Here is a 16,543-nt window from a genome sequence, read left to right as displayed (position 1 = left end):
GTTATTCTTAATTTATTATCCTTGAAATTATTTTTTGGTAATACGAAAATACCTTTTGTTAAAAGGAAACAAATATAAAGCTAAATATTAATTCAGCAAGGTTTTTGCATGATTTAAGGCCGAATCAGAAACAACAATTCCTGATAGCATTTGCGCAATTTCAACAACTCTTTCGTCATTACTCAGTAACTTTAATTCGGATTGTGTATCCTCACCAATAGTCGATTTGAATACTTTGAAATGTGCATTTCCTTTTGCAGCAATTTGTGGTAAATGGGTAATGGCAAAAATTTGCATTTTCTGGCTCATTTCCTTCATGATTTCTCCCATTCTAATTGCAATTTCGCCTGAAACACCGGTATCTATTTCATCGAAAATCAGTGTCGGTAATTTTGAATATTGTGCCAATATTGCCTTTACTGCAAGCATTATTCTTGACATTTCTCCCCCGGAAGCCACTTTTTTCAGTAATCCAAAGTCAGTTCCTTTATTAGCAGAAAATAAAAACTGAAGTTCGTCTTTTCCGTTTGCTAAATAAGTTGAAGTCGCATTAAGTTCAATATTAAAACGCACATTTGGCATTCCTAAAGTTTCTAAAATAGTAATCAACTTTCCAGATAAAACAGGGATTGAATCCAATCTGTTTTTATGAATTGTCTCAGATAAAGTATCTAATATTATCGTTTTTTGTTGAATTGAAGTAGTCAATACTATAATTTCTTCCTCTAAATTTCCTAATTCTAAAACTGAATTTTCTAGATTAGCCTGAATTTCTACTAATTCATCGACTGAAGAAACTTGATGTTTCTTTTGCAAATTAAAAATCACTTGCAACTTTTGACTAATTAAATCCAATTGTTCCGGATCATTAATCAGTTTCTCTGAACATCTGTTTAATTCATCAGAAATATCATCAAATTCAATTGCTATGCTTGTAACTCTTTCCAACAAGGAATAATATTCGGAAGAAAAAGAGGAAATTTTTTGCAATGAAACCTTAATTTCATTCAAATTATGTAAAACTCCTATTTGTTCTTCATTGGCAACAGCCAAAGATTTATCAATGGATTCTTTTATAATCTCAACATTATTCAATTTTTCAAAATCAGCTTCAAGAACTTCTTGTTCGCCTGATTTTAATTGTGCAGTTACTAATTCATCCAATAAAAAAGTATTGTATTCTTGCTCTTTTGAAGCATCATTTTGTTTTTTAAGAAGCGAATTTAATTTAGACTTATCCAATTTATAACTTTTCAAAACCGATTGATACTCTAGAATAGTAACTTGATTAGTAGCAATTGCATCTATAATTTCGAATTGAACATTCTCATCCGATAGTTCTTGGGTTTGTTGTTGCGAGTGAATATCAATCAAAAACAAACTCAATTCCTGTAGTTCTTGAAGATTTACGGGACTATCATTGATAAAAGCTCTTGATTTCCCAGACGGCAGAATTTCACGTCTAATAATGGTATCATCTTCATAATCCAAATCATTTTCTTCAAAAAATTGACGCAGATTATATTTGGAGATCTCAAAATGAGCTTCAATAATACACTTTTCTTCTTTATTCTTCAACGAAGTTAAGTCGGCTCTTTTTCCTAAAACTAGACCTAAAGCTCCTAATATTATTGATTTCCCTGCGCCTGTTTCTCCAGTGATTATTGAAAAACCTTTGGAAAAATCAATAGTTAATTTTTCTATAAGTGCATAGTTTTTTATCGAAAGAGAGGTAATCATTTAAATTAATTTTGGGATGAAAAACAAGGATATTTTAGTAATTTGAAAGTAATCAATTAATACTTAATTGATGCCCATTTACTGGAATTCAAAGGAGAAACTTTATTCATATTCTCAACCAAATCAGTAATTGAAATACTTGGCCCACCTGAAAAAATAGAAACAATTTCGTCTGATTTAGCGTCAAAAAATACGCGTGTTAAAAAAGCATTGGGTTTTGTATTATTTAATTTTGATAAATTAAGTAATGACTTCTTTATTTTTTCTTTTGAAGCTTTCAAATCTTGACTCATCAAATCTAATCCGGAATGGTAATCGAATAAAGTTTGTCTGACTTCCATAAATGTGGGAGATAATAAATCATTTATCAAAAAGTAACGATTTTGATTTCCATCGCTTTGCGTCCATCCTTTATAACCGCCTTGTTGCGCCACATTAGAAATGTTTTGGGCTGTTTCAAAATAAGGATTCCCCGATTGTAATACAAAAGTATCTGCATCCATTCCCAATATTATATTGCTATAAAATGCCAATACTGACACTAAATTTGAATCAAAAGTAGTAGGACTAAAGATTAAATTTTCAAACTCCGTATATCTAAAACTGAAGTCCTTATCGTTATAATTCAATACAGGCGAAGCATAGGATGAATTGAAAACAGGTCTTGATGATTGTACTTGTATTGTTGCCGTGAATTGATCGGAACTGTTCGATAAAACAGTAATATACATCGAACAATTAATCTTTTCATTTTGTTTAAAAGTTTGTCCTGTCCAATCTGTTTTATTTACAAATTCACTTACTGACGCTTCCAAAGTTTTAAAAACGGCTTGATTCGCATTAGTTAGTTTTTGTGAATTGACCGTTACCGTACAATTTAGCTGTTGCGCTTGTGAAAGCCCAAAAGTAAGTAAGAAAAGAAAAGTAATTATTTTATACATAAAAATGTGTGATTACTTTGTTTAATATATCATCCGCCACAGCTTCTTTTGATTTCAGTTCCATCGCTTCGATATTGAAAAATTTATCTATAAAGGTAACTTTATTTGTCGGCTTTCCAAAACCGGCTCCTTGATCTTGCAATGAGTTTAAAACTATCAAATCTAAGTTTTTTTTCTGAATTTTCAACTTCGCATTTTCAATTTCATTTTCCGTTTCTAAAGCAAACCCGATTAAAAACTGATTTTTTTTGATTTTACCCAAAGAAGCTAAAATATCTTTGGTTTTTTCCAGCTCAATGGTGAAATCATCTTCTGCTTTTTTAATCTTTTGAAGTGCCACATTCTTTGGTTTGTAATCTGCTACTGCTGCTGCAGCTATTGCCACATCAACATCCTCATAATAGAGATGACACGCGTTATACATTTCCTCACCAGAAACTACATTTATCACCTTTATCGAAGAATGAACCGCTTTACAATTGGTAGGACCAGTAACTAATATCACTGAAGCCCCTAAATTTGCAGCACTTAAGGCAATATCAAAACCCATTTTTCCAGACGAATGATTTCCTATAAAACGTACAGGATCTATCGCTTCGTATGTGGGACCGGCAGTAATTAGTATTTTTTTCCCTTTAAGAGGTAATTTACTTTCTAAATCAGCTTCCAAGAATGCTACAATATTTTCTGGTTCTGCCATTCTTCCTTCACCAGATAAACCACTGGCTAATTCACCACTTTCAGCGGGAATTATAGTGTTTCCAAATTGGTTTAAAGCTAAAAAATTTGCAATCGTAGAGGGATGTTTATACATGTCCAAATCCATCGCAGGAGCAAAATACACCGGACATTTTGCCGATAAATAAGTTGCAATAAGAAGATTATCACAAGTACCGCTTGCCATTTTAGACAAGGTGTTTGCCGTTGCAGGTGCAATAAGCATCAAATCTGCCCACAGTGCTAATTCAACGTGATTATTCCATTTTTCGTTCTCATCATCTTGATTATAAAAACTGGAAAATACAGGATTTTTTGATAACGTAGATAACGTTAGAGGAGTTACAAAATCCTTAGAAGCAGGTGTCATTATCACTTGGACATGTGCACCTGCTTTTATGAAGAGTCGTACTAATGACGCTGTTTTATAGGCAGCAATCCCACCAGAAATACCTAGTAAAATTTTCTTACCGCTTAAAACTGACATTATACTATTATTTATTTGAATCTCTGTGGTAGATTTTACCATCTAACCATTCTTGAACCGCTAAAGCATGAGGCTTAGGCAATTTTTCGTAAAATTTAGAAACCTCAATTTGTTCTTTATTTTCAAAAACTTCTTCAAGACTGTCATTATATGTAGCAAATTCTTCCAATTTCTCTGTCAATTCTTTTTTGATTTCAGAATTGATTTGGTTTGCTCTTTTAGCCATAATGGTTATCGCTTCATACACATTACCAGTAGGTTCTTCAATAACATTTTTATTGTAAGTTATTGTATTTACCGGAGCATTCGTCTTTTTTAAATCCATGACTTTATTTATTAAATTTTTGTAAATCTTTATCAATTCGCACTAACATTTCGTCAGTTTTCTTTTTGTATTTGTTATTTGCATTAAATTTTACAAGATTTGAATGCGCTGCTTTTGCAACATTTAATCTTTCTTCCATTTTTGCAGGAATACTGTTTATTGCTAATTGGTAAGCAGAATCAAATTTGTAAAAAAGAGCATCTTCCCTGAACATTGTACCAGGATAATCTGCTATAAAGTTATCAAAAGCAACAATCGCAGATTTGTAATCTGAGATGGTATTATAACCTTTTGCATTTTCATATACCTTTTTCTCTATTTTCTCGCTTAGCTGTTTTAGCGTTGCGTTTGCTTCTGCCAAATATTCTGAATTTGGATAATTGTCTATAAATGCTTGAAGTTTGTCAATGGCCTTAAAGGTATCTTTTTGATCTAAACTATAAACCGGTGATAGCATCGAGTAACTTTTGGCGGCTAAATAAGCAGCCTCTTGAACTTTTTCACTTTTTGGATAACCAGAAACAAAACTTTCAAATTGGTATCCCGCTAAATAATATTGTTTTGTTTTATAATACGATTGCGCAAACATATAAAACAATTTTTCTGCTTGTGGTTTCCCTCTGTAAGTAGGAGCAATTTGCTCAAAAAGACGAATTGCTTTAGTATAACTACCTGAATCATACAATTTGGTTGCCATACTAAACTTTATGGAAACATCTTCGGTTTTTATAGCTTTTTGATATTCATTACAAGAATAAAAAAAGGTAACAAGAAGTAATAGAGATAATATTTTTTTCATTTTTATACTTTATTTATGATTTCCCGGCCGTAGTAAACACAAAAAATCATACCGAAGTTTCGGTGGCAAATTTAGTTAATAATTTAGCTACTTCAAAATATTTTTTTGTTTTAATAAAAGTAAGATTTTTTATCCGTTTTTATTCATTTTTTCAACAAAATGGTTTATTCTTCCCGCTAATGTCTCATCTACTTTTATTAGTGGAAGACGAACAACATTTTCGGAAATTCCCAATGATAGAAACACTTCTTTGATTCCTGCAGGATTTCCTTGTTCAAAAATCATATCGATACAATCATCTAAAATATACTGTGTTTTGAATGCTTCATCCACTTTTCTATTCAAACCTAATCGTATCATTTCCGAAAACTCTTTTGGAAAACCTTGACCAATTACAGATATAACACCAGATCCACCGGCTAAAACCATAGGTAAAGCAATCATATCATCTCCAGAAATTACAAGGAAATCTTTTGGTTTATTTTTCAATAATTGCATCGCTTGAACCATATCACCCGCGGCTTCTTTGATGGCAACTACATTTTTGAAATCATTGGCTAAACGCAAAACAGTAGCCGGCAACATATTACTTGCTGTTCTTCCCGGAACATTATATAAAATTACTGGAATTGGAGACGCTTCTGCAACTGCTTTAAAGTGTTGATAAATTCCTTCTTGTGTTGGTTTATTGTAATAAGGTGAAACAGAGAGAATTGCAACAAATTGAGATAAATCTCTAGTTTTCAATTCTTCAACTACCTTTAAAGTATTGTTACCTCCTACCCCAAGAACTAATGGTAAACTTCCGTTGTTTGCTTCTATTACCGTACTGATAACTAATTCTTTTTCCTCTTGAGACAAGGTAGCATTTTCAGCAGTCGTACCAAGCACTACAAGGTATTCAATTCCGCCATCTATCGAGAAATTTACAATTCTTTTTAAAGCTTCTGTATCAATTGAAAAATCTTCTTTAAATGGAGTTACAAGGGCAACACCAGTTCCTATTAATGATTGCATAGTATTGGATTATATTTTGTTTAATAATTTTAAATATCTGAATAATTCATCAGTGAAAACTTTATAATTTTCGGCTTTCGTATCAATAATCAAATGGTTTAACCTTTTGTCAATTGATGCAAAACCCACTTTAAATTTTGCTTTCGATTTAATAGTAAAAAGCATTAGTATTGTTTTTTCAACATCGTAATAACTGATAAGAAAATCAAATTCTTCATTGAGATAATCATTTACTTTTGGTTCCGTAATTTCTCCTTTCCAATTAAGATGTTTTGCACTGAATGCAAGTTGTGAATTTGCGTTGTTTGACTTTGATTTATCTGTGTAAACAATAACCTTAATATTTTCATTAGAAAATCCATTTGCAATTAAGTCGTTAATCAAGGCTTCTTTTTTAGAAAAATAACTGGTATCAATTAACAAACCAACTGTTTTTACCACATTTGAAACCTCCTCGCTTTTTACATTTTGCAAGTTTTTTTTAAATGTTTTTTTTACGTAGAAATTCTTTATATAATTTATAAACATACTACATTTACCTGATTACAAAATTAATTAATTAAGTCGCATTTAAAATGGTAAATCTAAAAAAGTATAACGACGTTTTAAAACTTTTTGTTATATTCTTAACATTTCTTTTTATTGTTTCCTGTAGCAAACAAAATTATCATGTTTCTAAAATAGAAGGCAAACGAATTCCAATCACTGCAAAGGAAAACGAAGTTCCTGACCAGAGCCCACAGGGCGAGCAGGCAAAGCAAATTGAAAACTTCATTAAACCCTATCGCGAACATATTAATAAAGATTTGGACAGTGTGCTTGCCTACTGTCCTGTAACATTGGACAAAAGTTCTGGTAAATGGCAGACAACTATTGGAAATCTATTAGCGGATGTCAGCTTGAAGCGGGGAAATCTGGTTTTTAATGCCAGAGAAAAAAAGAATATCGATATTTGTTTACTCAACCATGGTGGTATTCGTTCCATTATTCCTAAAGGGAATGTAACCAGCAGAACAGCATTTGAAATCATGCCTTTTGAAAACACTATGGTCGTTATTGCTTTGAAAGGAGAACAGGTTTTTGAATTAGTTGACTATTTTATCGCCGAAAAAAAACCACATCCACTTTCTGGAATTACTTTTACAATCGACAAAAACAATAAGGCCAAGAATATAATAGTCCGAGGAAAGCCTGTTGAAAAAGAGACTATCTATTATGTGGGTACCAACGATTATTTAGCGAATGGGGGTGACAATATGAATTTCTTTAAAAAAGGAGTTCAAAAATTTGACTTAGATTACAAACTTCGAAATATTTTGATTGATTATTTCAAAGAAGTAGATACAATTCCGGTGATAAATGATGTTAGAATTACTGTTGAATAAATATAAATCCTAGTAAATAAATAATGCCCTAGCCCCGATTACTTCACTTGATTTTTATTCTTATAGGAGTTCAGTGAATTACATTTGAAGTGGAAATCCTTATTATTTTTTTTCAAAAATAAAAAGATTGCAATCTCGTCTTTAGGACGAGACGGGAAATAGCTCTAAAAAAATAAAAAATGAAAAGAAGAGATTTTATAGAAAAAACGGCTGCAAGTACAGCTCTATTAAGTTTGGGTTTGTCGTTGAGCAGCTTCGAATCTGCGAGAACGAAGCATCTCACGATTTTGCATACTAATGATGTTCACAGTTATATTGATCCATTTCCTGCAAATCATCCAAAAAATGCTAATATGGGTGGTGTCGCGCGAAGAGCAGCATTGATTGAAACCATCCGAAAAGAAAATCCAAATGTTTTATTACTTGATGCTGGCGATATTTTTCAGGGAACTCCTTATTTTAACTATTATGGAGGGGAATTAGAATTCAAATTGATGAGCATGATGAAATATGATGCTTCTGCGATTGGGAATCATGATTTTGATAATGGAGTTGAAGGATTGTACGCCCAAATGCCTCACGCGACCTTTGAGTTTATATCAGCAAATTACGATTTTAAAAATACTGTGATGAATGGTCTAGTAAAACCCTATAAAATTTTTAATAAAAACGGAATCAAAGTTGGTGTTTTTGGACTTGGAGTGGAATTAAATGGCTTGGTTGACAAAGCAATGTACAAAGAAACGGTTTATAACGATCCTGTTGAGACTACACAAGATATGGTTCGCATCTTGAAAAAAGAAAACAAATGCGATTTAGTGATTTGCTTGTCGCACTTAGGGTACAATTATAAAGACGAACCCAATAAAATTTGCGATTTAAAATTGGCTCAAATTACTCAAGATATTGACTTAATAATTGGTGGTCATACCCATACCTTTCTTGATAAACCAACTGTGATGAAAAACAGTGTTGGCAAAGATGTTTTAGTTAATCAAGTCGGCTGTTATGGAATTAATTTAGGGAGAATTGATTTCTATTTGGATAATAATAAAGAAAAAGCATCACAAGGAACTTCAATTATTGTTTAATTTTTTTAATTGGATTTGTTTTACCAACAAAAATATTTTTCCTCAAATTACATTCTAATCAATCAAAGAATTATTTTGATAGTTGTATTCTTGTAAATCTACATCCATTCTTTCAGTATCGATGACAAATTTATAAAAAGCGTAATAGCTGGAAACATATAAAATCATTCCTAATGGGGTAAAGAAAGTGGGAGGCAAATTAAATAAAAAACATTTTTCAATAAATACAGTAAAATACATAGCGGTTGACAATAGCCCAAAAATAAATAACCAGGGTGTATTTCTAGTTTGATTCATGAAGTAATTAGACAAGATAACCCCACCAAGAATAGACACCAAAATATTTTGAGCTACCAAAGGATAATAACTGTTTTCCGGAATCTCATCAGAAATAGAAAGCAGATAGGAAAAAATAAGAATAAAAGGAATAATTGCAATTACTATGGGCATAAAATCTTTCACCTTATTTAATTTTAAAATATAAAAAATAAGCAAAATTCGGTGAATCAAAATGCCTGTCAATCCCAATATTAAAAATAGCATTGATGTCGAAAGAATAAAAATACTAGTCAGTAATAAAAAAAATACGGTCACAAAAAAAAGTAAACTCCGCACATTAGAAGTAATCCAATATAGATAGAGCAACACAACGGCAATAAAAGGTCTAAACGCAAATAAAATTACCTTGAATGAAAATAATTCTGCTAAGATTTCAATAATTGCAAAAGAGAAGAACAAACCTACGATTGTATTTTCCTGCAAAAAAATATTTTTTTTAATCAGTGACTGCATTCGCTTTTAGTTATTAACTAGATTTATAAAATCATCCTCAGAAATTATCGGTATGTTCAGTTTGTTCGCTTTTTCTAATTTTGCAGGTCCCATACTATCCCCAGCAACAACATAATCAGTTTTTGCGGATATTGAGCTTCCTACTTTACCCCCATTATCTTCAATTGATTTTTTCAAATCATCTCTGGAAAATTTCTCAAAAACACCGGATACGACGAAGGTTTTACCGGCAAATTTATCGGTTGCATTAGGATTTATTTTTTCGATTACTTCAAATTGAACTCCGTAACTTTTTAAACGGTCAACAATAGTTCTATTTTCCTGATTTTCGAAAAATTCGATGACGCTTTTAGCAATCCTGTCCCCAATTTCGTCCACTAAAACTAAGTCCATCAAAGTCGCCTGACTCAATGCATCAATACTTTTATAATGTTTAGCTAATTTCTTAGCGACAGTTTCACCTACAAATCGGATTCCAAGGGCAAACAGCACTCTCTCAAAAGGTATATTTTTAGAAATCTGAACCCCATTCACAAGATTCTCTGCTGATTTTTGAGCCATTCTTTCCAAAGGTAGAATTTGCTCCACAGTCAATTGATATAAATCGGCATAATTATGAACCAAACCATTATTGAACAGTAACGTTACCGTTTCGCCGCCAAGTCCTTCAATGTCCATTGCTTTACGCGAAATAAAATGCTGTATTCTTCCAACAATTTGTGGCGGACAGCCATAAAAATTAGGGCAATAATGATTGGCTTCCCCTTCATTTCTAACTAATTCCGTATGACATTCCGGGCAATGAGTGATGTATTTTGTAGCTTCTAAATTTTCAGGACGTTTCGTTAAATCAACTGCAATAATTTTAGGAATAATCTCCCCTCCTTTTTCAACAAAAACGGTATCACCAACACGAATATCTAATTTTTCTATTTGATCGGCATTATGCAATGAAGCGCGTTTTACAATAGTTCCGGCTAATTGTACCGGTTCTAAATTTGCTACGGGCGTAATCGCACCCGTTCTTCCAACTTGGTATGAAATTGAATTTAATTTTGTTGAAACCTGTTCCGACTTAAATTTATAAGCGATTGCCCAACGAGGAGATTTAGCCGTAAAACCTAATTCATCCTGATAATGAAAAGAATTTACTTTGACCACCACTCCATCGGTTTCGTATGGCATCTTGTGTCTGTGAGTATCCCAATAATCAATAAATTCAAAAACTTCATGCAAATTATGGGCTAACTTAGCTTCTTTCGGTGCTTTGAATCCCCATTGTCTGGCTGTTTCTAATCCATCAAATTGAGAATTAAAAGGTAATTTATTTCCAATTATAAAATACAACAAACAATCTAACGGTCTTTTTGCCACCTCGGCACTGTCTTGCAATTTCAAACTACCGGAAGCCGTATTTCTAGGATTCGAATACGGTGCTTCTCCAATTTCGATTAATTCCTGATTCATTTTTTCAAATCCGGCAAAAGGTAAAATGATTTCGCCGCGTACATCAAATGTAGTAGGAAAATCTCCTTTTATCTGTAATGGAATTGATTTAATGGTTTTGATATTATTAGTCACATCGTCACCTTGAAAACCGTCACCGCGAGTCACAGCACGTTTCAGTTTTCCATTTTCGTAGGTAATACTTATGGATGCACCATCGTACTTTAATTCGCAGGTATATTCTAAAGGAACATCTCCCAAAACTTTTTGAATACGTTTTTCCCAATCCATCAATTCTTCTTTGGAATAGGAATTGTCCAAAGAATACATTCGATGTTCATGAGCAACGGTTTGAAAGTTTTTTGTAATTGTTCCGCCAACTCTTTGCGTGGGCGAATTTTCATCGAAGTATTCTGGGTTATTATTTTCTAAATCCTGAAGTTGCTTTAACTTCAAATCAAATTCAAAATCAGAAATGGTCGGTTTGTCTAACACATAGTAATTATAGTTGTGCTGATTTAATTCCTCTCTTAACGTTTGAATCGTATTTTGAATATCCATAGAAAATAAAAATTGGCTATTTTAGTGCTTAAAATAAGGCACTAAAATAACCAATTTAAAATAAAAACAATAGAATTATGACTCTATAATTGTGTTTATTTGTTTGTATAATTGTCCGTCACTTAAAAAAGCTCCTTGTTGTATCAAGGCAAAGATCGACTTGTTGCGTTCTTCAGTAAATTCCTTTTTACCGGTTTTCATTTCAATAGTTTCGGTAAACATGTTATCGCTAAGCCATTGTAACCCTTCTCTAGTTAAAAAATCAACTTCAGGAACCAACGATTTTAAAACGATTGACTGAACATGAGTATCAAAACTTTGAAACAGAAAAATATGGTTTTTCGAAAAATGTTCTAAATATTCTGCTTTGGCAAGAACACCTTCCCAAATCAAATCAGAAAAAACGTCAAGTTCTTGTTCGGCAACCTCAGGTTGTTCCGTTTTTATTTTATCCCATTCGGCTTTATCAATTGCTTGAGTCGCAAGGAACGTACTGAATTCTTGATTCAGTTCTTCAAATTGTTCTTTTGTTAGTCTTGAGTATTTCATTTAAGCTGAATTTAGTTACTGCGTCAATTCGCTACGCTCGTGTCAGCATCTTAATTATTTACGACGCTCTTTATTTATAAATTAAAGAATCTGAACCAAGTTCAGATTAAACAAAAAAAATCCCGACTTACATCGGGATTCAGTTATATAAACTTAGAAATTATGCTTTTTCAGCAACAATTTCATAAGGCAATTCAACTATTACATCTCTGTGTAATCTAACGTTAGCAGTATATTTTCCTGTACGTTTAACGATTCCACTAGTAATGAATTTTCTGTCAATTACTTGACCGCCTTTTGCTAAAGCTTCAGCGATATCAATATTCGTGATTGAACCGAATAATTTTTCTCCACCTGCTTTTGCGAAAATTTTAATTTCAATAGCTTTCAAAGCTTCAGCCAATGCTTTTGCATCGTTTACTACTTTTTCTTCTTTGTGAGCTCTTTGTTTTAGGTTTTCAGCTAACACTTTCTTTGCAGAAGAAGTTGCTAAATGTGCGTGACCTTGTGGGATTAAAAAGTTACGACCGTAACCGTTTTTCACAGATACTACATCATCTTTAAATCCTAAATTTTGAACGTCTTGTCTTAAAATAAGTTCCATGTTGTTGTCCTTTGTTATAGAAGTTAGGTTTCATTTTCAGAAAACCAACAACTGCGTTAAATATTATTTTAGTAAATCAGCCACATATGGCATTAATGCTATGTGACGTGCTCTCTTAACAGCAACTGACACTTTTCTTTGGTACTTTAATGAAGTTCCTGTTAAACGACGAGGAAGTATTTTCCCTTGTTCATTCACGAATTTCAATAAGAAATCAGCATCTTTATAATCAATATATTTGATACCTGATTTTTTGAAACGACAATACTTTTTTTGTTTGTTTGTTTCTATGTTCAAAGGCGTAAGATATCTGATATCTCCGTCTTTTTTTCCTGAAGCCGATTGTTGTAGTGTAGCCATGATTACGCTTTTGTTGCTTTTAATTTAGTTCTTCTTCTCTCAGCCCAAGAAATCGCGTGTTTATCTAAACTTACAGTTAAGAAACGCATGATTCTTTCGTCACGTCTAAATTCAGTTTCAAAAGCAATTAGAACTTCTCCAGCTACTTTGAATTCGAATAAATGGTAAAAACCAGATTTTTTGTTTTGAATTTCGTAAGCCATTTTTTTAAGGCCCCAATCTTCTTTCGATACCATTTCTGCTCCTCTACTAGTAAGAAAATCTTCAAATTTGCTTACTGTTTCCTTTACCTGAACTTCAGATAAAACGGGATTTAAAATGAAAACAGTTTCATAATGATTCATAAATATATATTTATTTGTTAATTTGGGTGCAAAAGTAACCATTTGTTTTAGATAAACAAGCCTTATTTTACTTTAATCGTCAAACGGCGAAAAAAAACGTTTCATATTAGTTTTTTTAATAATTTAATGTTAAATTTACTAATCCAAATCTAAAATAAAAAATTATGAAACTTAATTGCGTAGTAGTTGATGATAGTTCCATTCAAAGAATGATTATCGCAAAGTTAGTAAATAACCATACAAACTTACATTTAATTGGGGATTTTTCGAATGCAATCGAAGCTAGGAGTTGCATGTCGGTACACAACGTAGATTTAATATTTCTGGATATTGAAATGCCAGTTATAAGTGGTTTTGATTTTTTAGATGGTTTAAAAATAAAACCGCAAATAATTTTCATTACTTCTAAGGCAGAATATGCGATGAAAGCATTTGATTATGATGCGACTGATTATTTGCAAAAACCAATTGCAATCGATCGATTCAACGCCTCGGTTAGAAGAGCAATGGATCAATATTTACTTAAAAAAGAAAACAAGGAAGAAGAAGGAGAACATATTTTTATTAAAAGTAATCTAAAAAAATTGAAAATTTTTACTTCTAAAATTAAATGGATAGAAGCTTTTGGTGACTATGTAAGAGTAGTTACTGAAGAAGATAGTAATTTAGTACTTTCTACAATGAAATCCTTTGAAAATGATTTATCTAAAGAAAAATTCATACGTGTTCATAAATCATATATTATCAATATCGACAAAGTAGAACGTTTTAACAGCAAATTTGCCGAAATTGGAGTCACTAAAATCCCTTTAAGCAGAAACAAAAAAGAAGATTTAGTTAAAGCGCTATCATTTGCATAAAAAACTACTTTTAATAAAAATCAACGTTTAACGTAACCTTCACAGCTCTATATTGAGGCACGGCTTCAAAACTATTCAGAATCTTTTGAATAGTTTTTTTTGTGTTTAAAATAGAAATTTCCTGCGGAATTTTAATAATTATCGTCCGTATAAATTCATTCCTGATCCTACTGATTGCTGGTTCTTCAGGTCCTAAAACAGGCATATTTAGGTTTTGGCTCATCACTTGATACAACCACATAGATCCTTCCTTTAACTTATCAAAATCACGTTGTTTAAGCGTTAGTTTAACAATTCTAAAATATGGAGGGTATTTATAAATCTGTCTGTCATACAACTGTTCCTTAAACATTCCTACATAATCTGTAGTGGTTACCTGCTGAATGGTATTGTGATTTGGATTATAGGTTTGGATAATCACTTTTCCTTGTTTTTCTGAGCGTCCTGCACGACCGGCCACTTGCGTCATCATTTGGAAACTTCTTTCAAAAGCTCTGAAATCTGGATGATACAGCATATTATCCGCATTCATAATCCCTACCAAAGTTACATTATCAAAATCTAATCCTTTGGCAAGCATTTGCGTTCCCACAAGAATATCAATTTCTCTATTCTTGAAACTATCGATTATTTTCTCAAAACCAAATTTCCCTCTTGTTGTATCCTGATCCATCCTTCCCGTTTTTGCAGTTGGAAAAATAGCAATTAGTTCTTGTTCGATTTGTTCAGTTCCAAAACCTTTTGTAGCCAAATCAACACTGGAACAAGAATGACAATGCGTTGGTTTTGCCATGGAATATCCGCAATAATGACAACGCAATTGATCTTTATGCTTATGGTACGTCAAACTCACATCACATTGCTGACAATGGGGCACATGACCACAAGTCATGCATTCGATGATGGGAGAATAACCTCTCCTGTTTTGAAACAAAATCACTTGTTCCCCTAAGGACAAAGCTGTTGTGATTTCGTCAATTAAAGTATCGCTGAAATGCCCGGTCATTTTCTTGCGAAAATATTTGTCTTTTAAATCTACCAATTCGATATTTGGCATCATGACGTTTCCAAATCGCTCCGAGATTTCGACTAATCCAAATTTTCCAGACTTAGCATTGAAATAGGTTTCTAAGCTAGGTGTTGCAGAACCCAATAACACTTTTGCTTGATGTGAATGTGCCAAAACTATGGCTGCATCGCGTGCATGATAACGAGGTGCAGGATCTACTTGCTTGAACGTTTGCTCGTGTTCTTCATCTACAATTATGAATCCCAAATTATGAAATGGCAAAAATAAGGCCGACCTCGCTCCTATTACCACTTGCGCTTTTTCGGAATTTTCTAAAACTTGATTCCAAACTTCCACGCGCTCGTTATTATTATATTTCGAATGAAAAACCGCTACTTTATTGCCAAAATAAGTCCTTAACCTTCCCACTAATTGAGTCGTCAAAGCAATTTCAGGAAGTAAATACAGTACTTGCTTTCCTGAATCGATATATTCTTCGATGAGTTTGATATAAATTTCCGTTTTACCACTGGATGTTACGCCATGTAAAAGGCAAACTTCTTTTTGAATAAAACTTTCTTTGATTTCATCAAAAGCGATTTGTTGTGCAGGACTTAACTGCAATTGACCTTCTCTGGTTTTTCCTGTAAAATTGACGCGGTCTTCCTGTATAAAATAGTCCTCAAATATTTCTTTTTCAATCAATGCTTTTACAATAGCTGCCGAAGAATTAGCTGCCTCTACCAGTTTTTTTACCGTTATTGGCTTCTTTTCCACAGCGCTAAGTTGAAAATAATTCAAGACAATTTCCTTTTGTTTATTGGCACTTTTGAGTGTCTCAAGTAATTGACTTAAACCGGCATTTGAATCATATTTAGAATGCAACCGTACGTAGCGAACTAATTTTGGTTTATAGGTTTCCAGCATTTCTTCCTCAAGCACCAATATATTTTTGTCAATCAATTTTTGAATGACTGGAAAGATATTTTTCTTGTTTAAAATTGAAATGATGTCTTGGACTTTGAGTGAACTTTGTTGTTGTAAAGCCTGATAAATTAGATATTCATCATCCGAAAGCAGGCTTTCATCTACAAATAAATCTTGTTTTTGAGAAATTACGGTTTCGCTTTCCAGCAAAAGTGCGCTAGGCATTGCACCGCGATAAACGTCACCGATGGCACACATATAGTACGAAGCAATCCATTGCCAATGTAAGATTTGGATTTCTGTTACAATGGGTTTTTCGTCAAGGATTTGGTGAATTTCTTTAGCTTCGTATAATTCAGGTTTGTTTTGGTGAATTTCGATAACTAAAGCCGTGTAGATTTTACTTTTACCAAATGGAACTGCCACGCGCATTCCTTTTTTTATATAATGGAATTCGGCTTCTGAGATGCTATAAGTAAAGGTTTTGGCAAGGGAAAGCGGTAAAATTACTTCGACGAAATACATTCTTTTAATTTAAATAGTTTAAAGTTTCAGGTTTTAAGTCTCTTATTCCAGTTACAAAACTTGA

At 32.6% G+C, this 16,543-nt stretch carries 17 protein-coding genes; 3 read left to right on the top strand and 14 right to left on the bottom strand.

The features are described 5' to 3' along the window. Positions 1-87 precede the first annotated feature (87 nt). The 7 genes from recN to H4V97_RS00980 form a co-directional block, all read right to left on the bottom strand. Positions 88-1,740 (bottom strand): DNA repair protein RecN, encoded by a 1,653-nt coding sequence (recN, locus tag H4V97_RS01010; protein WP_209548688.1) that lies wholly within the window; start codon positions 1,738-1,740, stop codon positions 88-90. 56 nt (positions 1,741-1,796) lie between these two features. Further along, positions 1,797-2,681: a DUF4835 family protein gene (locus H4V97_RS01005; protein WP_196849609.1), complete on the bottom strand. Its 885-nt coding sequence runs from the start codon at positions 2,679-2,681 to the stop codon at positions 1,797-1,799. Next, positions 2,674-3,885, bottom strand: a complete 1,212-nt coding sequence (gene coaBC, locus H4V97_RS01000) for a bifunctional phosphopantothenoylcysteine decarboxylase/phosphopantothenate--cysteine ligase CoaBC (protein ID WP_196849610.1) — start codon at positions 3,883-3,885, stop codon at positions 2,674-2,676. The genes H4V97_RS01005 and coaBC overlap by 8 nt, the downstream gene beginning before the upstream one ends. Before the next feature lie 7 nt (positions 3,886-3,892). Beyond that, complete coding sequence (locus H4V97_RS00995; protein WP_035671643.1) at positions 3,893-4,210, bottom strand: DNA-directed RNA polymerase subunit omega; 318 nt, start codon at positions 4,208-4,210, stop codon at positions 3,893-3,895. A 4-nt stretch (positions 4,211-4,214) separates the two neighbouring features. Then, positions 4,215-5,009 (bottom strand): outer membrane protein assembly factor BamD, encoded by a 795-nt coding sequence (locus H4V97_RS00990; RefSeq protein WP_196849611.1) that lies wholly within the window; start codon positions 5,007-5,009, stop codon positions 4,215-4,217. Between the two features lie 129 nt (positions 5,010-5,138). After that, the gene (gene dapA, locus H4V97_RS00985) at positions 5,139-6,026 is read right to left on the bottom strand and encodes a 4-hydroxy-tetrahydrodipicolinate synthase (RefSeq protein ID WP_196849612.1); all 888 of its coding nucleotides are present in this window, start codon (positions 6,024-6,026) and stop codon (positions 5,139-5,141) included. Between the two features lie 9 nt (positions 6,027-6,035). Beyond that, positions 6,036-6,554, bottom strand: coding sequence for a DUF6913 domain-containing protein (locus H4V97_RS00980; RefSeq protein ID WP_196849613.1), 519 nt, complete (start codon positions 6,552-6,554; stop codon positions 6,036-6,038). Positions 6,555-6,601: 47 nt separating this feature from the next. Here H4V97_RS00980 and H4V97_RS00975 point away from each other — a divergent pair, with 47 nt between their 5' ends. Next, the gene (locus H4V97_RS00975; protein ID WP_196849614.1) at positions 6,602-7,411 is read left to right on the top strand and encodes a 5'-nucleotidase C-terminal domain-containing protein; all 810 of its coding nucleotides are present in this window, start codon (positions 6,602-6,604) and stop codon (positions 7,409-7,411) included. 179 nt (positions 7,412-7,590) lie between these two features. Then, positions 7,591-8,502: a bifunctional metallophosphatase/5'-nucleotidase gene (locus H4V97_RS00970; protein WP_196849615.1), complete on the top strand. Its 912-nt coding sequence runs from the start codon at positions 7,591-7,593 to the stop codon at positions 8,500-8,502. 54 nt (positions 8,503-8,556) lie between these two features. On the opposite strand, the gene H4V97_RS00965 is transcribed toward H4V97_RS00970, so the two are convergent. From H4V97_RS00965 to rpsF, 6 genes are all read right to left on the bottom strand, one after another. After that, entirely contained in the window at positions 8,557-8,964 is a 408-nt protein-coding gene (locus H4V97_RS00965; protein ID WP_209548687.1) for a hypothetical protein, read from the bottom strand. A gap of 336 nt (positions 8,965-9,300) precedes the next feature. Further along, a complete protein-coding gene (gene ligA / locus H4V97_RS00960) occupies positions 9,301-11,301 on the bottom strand; it encodes an NAD-dependent DNA ligase LigA (protein WP_196849617.1) in 2,001 nt (666 codons plus the stop codon). Between the two features lie 75 nt (positions 11,302-11,376). After that, entirely contained in the window at positions 11,377-11,850 is a 474-nt protein-coding gene (locus H4V97_RS00955; protein ID WP_196849618.1) for a DUF6495 family protein, read from the bottom strand. Between the two features lie 160 nt (positions 11,851-12,010). Next, complete coding sequence (gene rplI, locus H4V97_RS00950; RefSeq protein WP_196849619.1) at positions 12,011-12,454, bottom strand: 50S ribosomal protein L9; 444 nt, start codon at positions 12,452-12,454, stop codon at positions 12,011-12,013. Between the two features lie 63 nt (positions 12,455-12,517). Then, positions 12,518-12,814, bottom strand: coding sequence for a 30S ribosomal protein S18 (gene rpsR, locus H4V97_RS00945; RefSeq protein ID WP_073206367.1), 297 nt, complete (start codon positions 12,812-12,814; stop codon positions 12,518-12,520). A gap of 2 nt (positions 12,815-12,816) precedes the next feature. Then, on the bottom strand, positions 12,817-13,158 hold the full coding sequence (gene rpsF, locus H4V97_RS00940; RefSeq protein ID WP_196849620.1) for a 30S ribosomal protein S6: 342 nt from the start codon (positions 13,156-13,158) through the stop codon (positions 12,817-12,819). A 164-nt stretch (positions 13,159-13,322) separates the two neighbouring features. On the opposite strand from rpsF, the gene H4V97_RS00935 reads away from it, so the two are divergent. After that, entirely contained in the window at positions 13,323-14,018 is a 696-nt protein-coding gene (locus H4V97_RS00935; RefSeq protein ID WP_196849621.1) for a LytR/AlgR family response regulator transcription factor, read from the top strand. 10 nt (positions 14,019-14,028) lie between these two features. On the opposite strand, the gene priA is transcribed toward H4V97_RS00935, so the two are convergent. Next, a complete protein-coding gene (gene priA / locus H4V97_RS00930; RefSeq protein ID WP_196849622.1) occupies positions 14,029-16,479 on the bottom strand; it encodes a primosomal protein N' in 2,451 nt (816 codons plus the stop codon). Between the last annotated feature and the right edge of the window lie 64 nt (positions 16,480-16,543).

This window comes from Flavobacterium sp. CG_23.5 (assembly GCF_017875765.1).
Taxonomy (GTDB): Bacteria; Bacteroidota; Bacteroidia; order Flavobacteriales; family Flavobacteriaceae; genus Flavobacterium.
Note: the sequence above shows the minus strand (reverse complement) of the source record. Positions and strands in the feature narration are given on the sequence as shown.

Coding starts and splice junctions, on each gene's coding strand:
- recN (WP_209548688.1), bottom strand. CDS start 1,740: ATGATTACCTCTCTTTCGATAAAAAACTATGCACTTATAGAAAAATTA.
- H4V97_RS01005 (WP_196849609.1), bottom strand. CDS start 2,681: ATGTATAAAATAATTACTTTTCTTTTCTTACTTACTTTTGGGCTTTCA.
- coaBC (WP_196849610.1), bottom strand. CDS start 3,885: ATGTCAGTTTTAAGCGGTAAGAAAATTTTACTAGGTATTTCTGGTGGG.
- H4V97_RS00995 (WP_035671643.1), bottom strand. CDS start 4,210: ATGGATTTAAAAAAGACGAATGCTCCGGTAAATACAATAACTTACAAT.
- H4V97_RS00990 (WP_196849611.1), bottom strand. CDS start 5,009: ATGAAAAAAATATTATCTCTATTACTTCTTGTTACCTTTTTTTATTCT.
- dapA (WP_196849612.1), bottom strand. CDS start 6,026: ATGCAATCATTAATAGGAACTGGTGTTGCCCTTGTAACTCCATTTAAA.
- H4V97_RS00980 (WP_196849613.1), bottom strand. CDS start 6,554: ATGTTTATAAATTATATAAAGAATTTCTACGTAAAAAAAACATTTAAA.
- H4V97_RS00975 (WP_196849614.1), top strand. CDS start 6,602: ATGGTAAATCTAAAAAAGTATAACGACGTTTTAAAACTTTTTGTTATA.
- H4V97_RS00970 (WP_196849615.1), top strand. CDS start 7,591: ATGAAAAGAAGAGATTTTATAGAAAAAACGGCTGCAAGTACAGCTCTA.
- ligA (WP_196849617.1), bottom strand. CDS start 11,301: ATGGATATTCAAAATACGATTCAAACGTTAAGAGAGGAATTAAATCAG.
- H4V97_RS00955 (WP_196849618.1), bottom strand. CDS start 11,850: ATGAAATACTCAAGACTAACAAAAGAACAATTTGAAGAACTGAATCAA.
- rplI (WP_196849619.1), bottom strand. CDS start 12,454: ATGGAACTTATTTTAAGACAAGACGTTCAAAATTTAGGATTTAAAGAT.
- rpsR (WP_073206367.1), bottom strand. CDS start 12,814: ATGGCTACACTACAACAATCGGCTTCAGGAAAAAAAGACGGAGATATC.
- rpsF (WP_196849620.1), bottom strand. CDS start 13,158: ATGAATCATTATGAAACTGTTTTCATTTTAAATCCCGTTTTATCTGAA.
- H4V97_RS00935 (WP_196849621.1), top strand. CDS start 13,323: ATGAAACTTAATTGCGTAGTAGTTGATGATAGTTCCATTCAAAGAATG.
- priA (WP_196849622.1), bottom strand. CDS start 16,479: ATGTATTTCGTCGAAGTAATTTTACCGCTTTCCCTTGCCAAAACCTTT.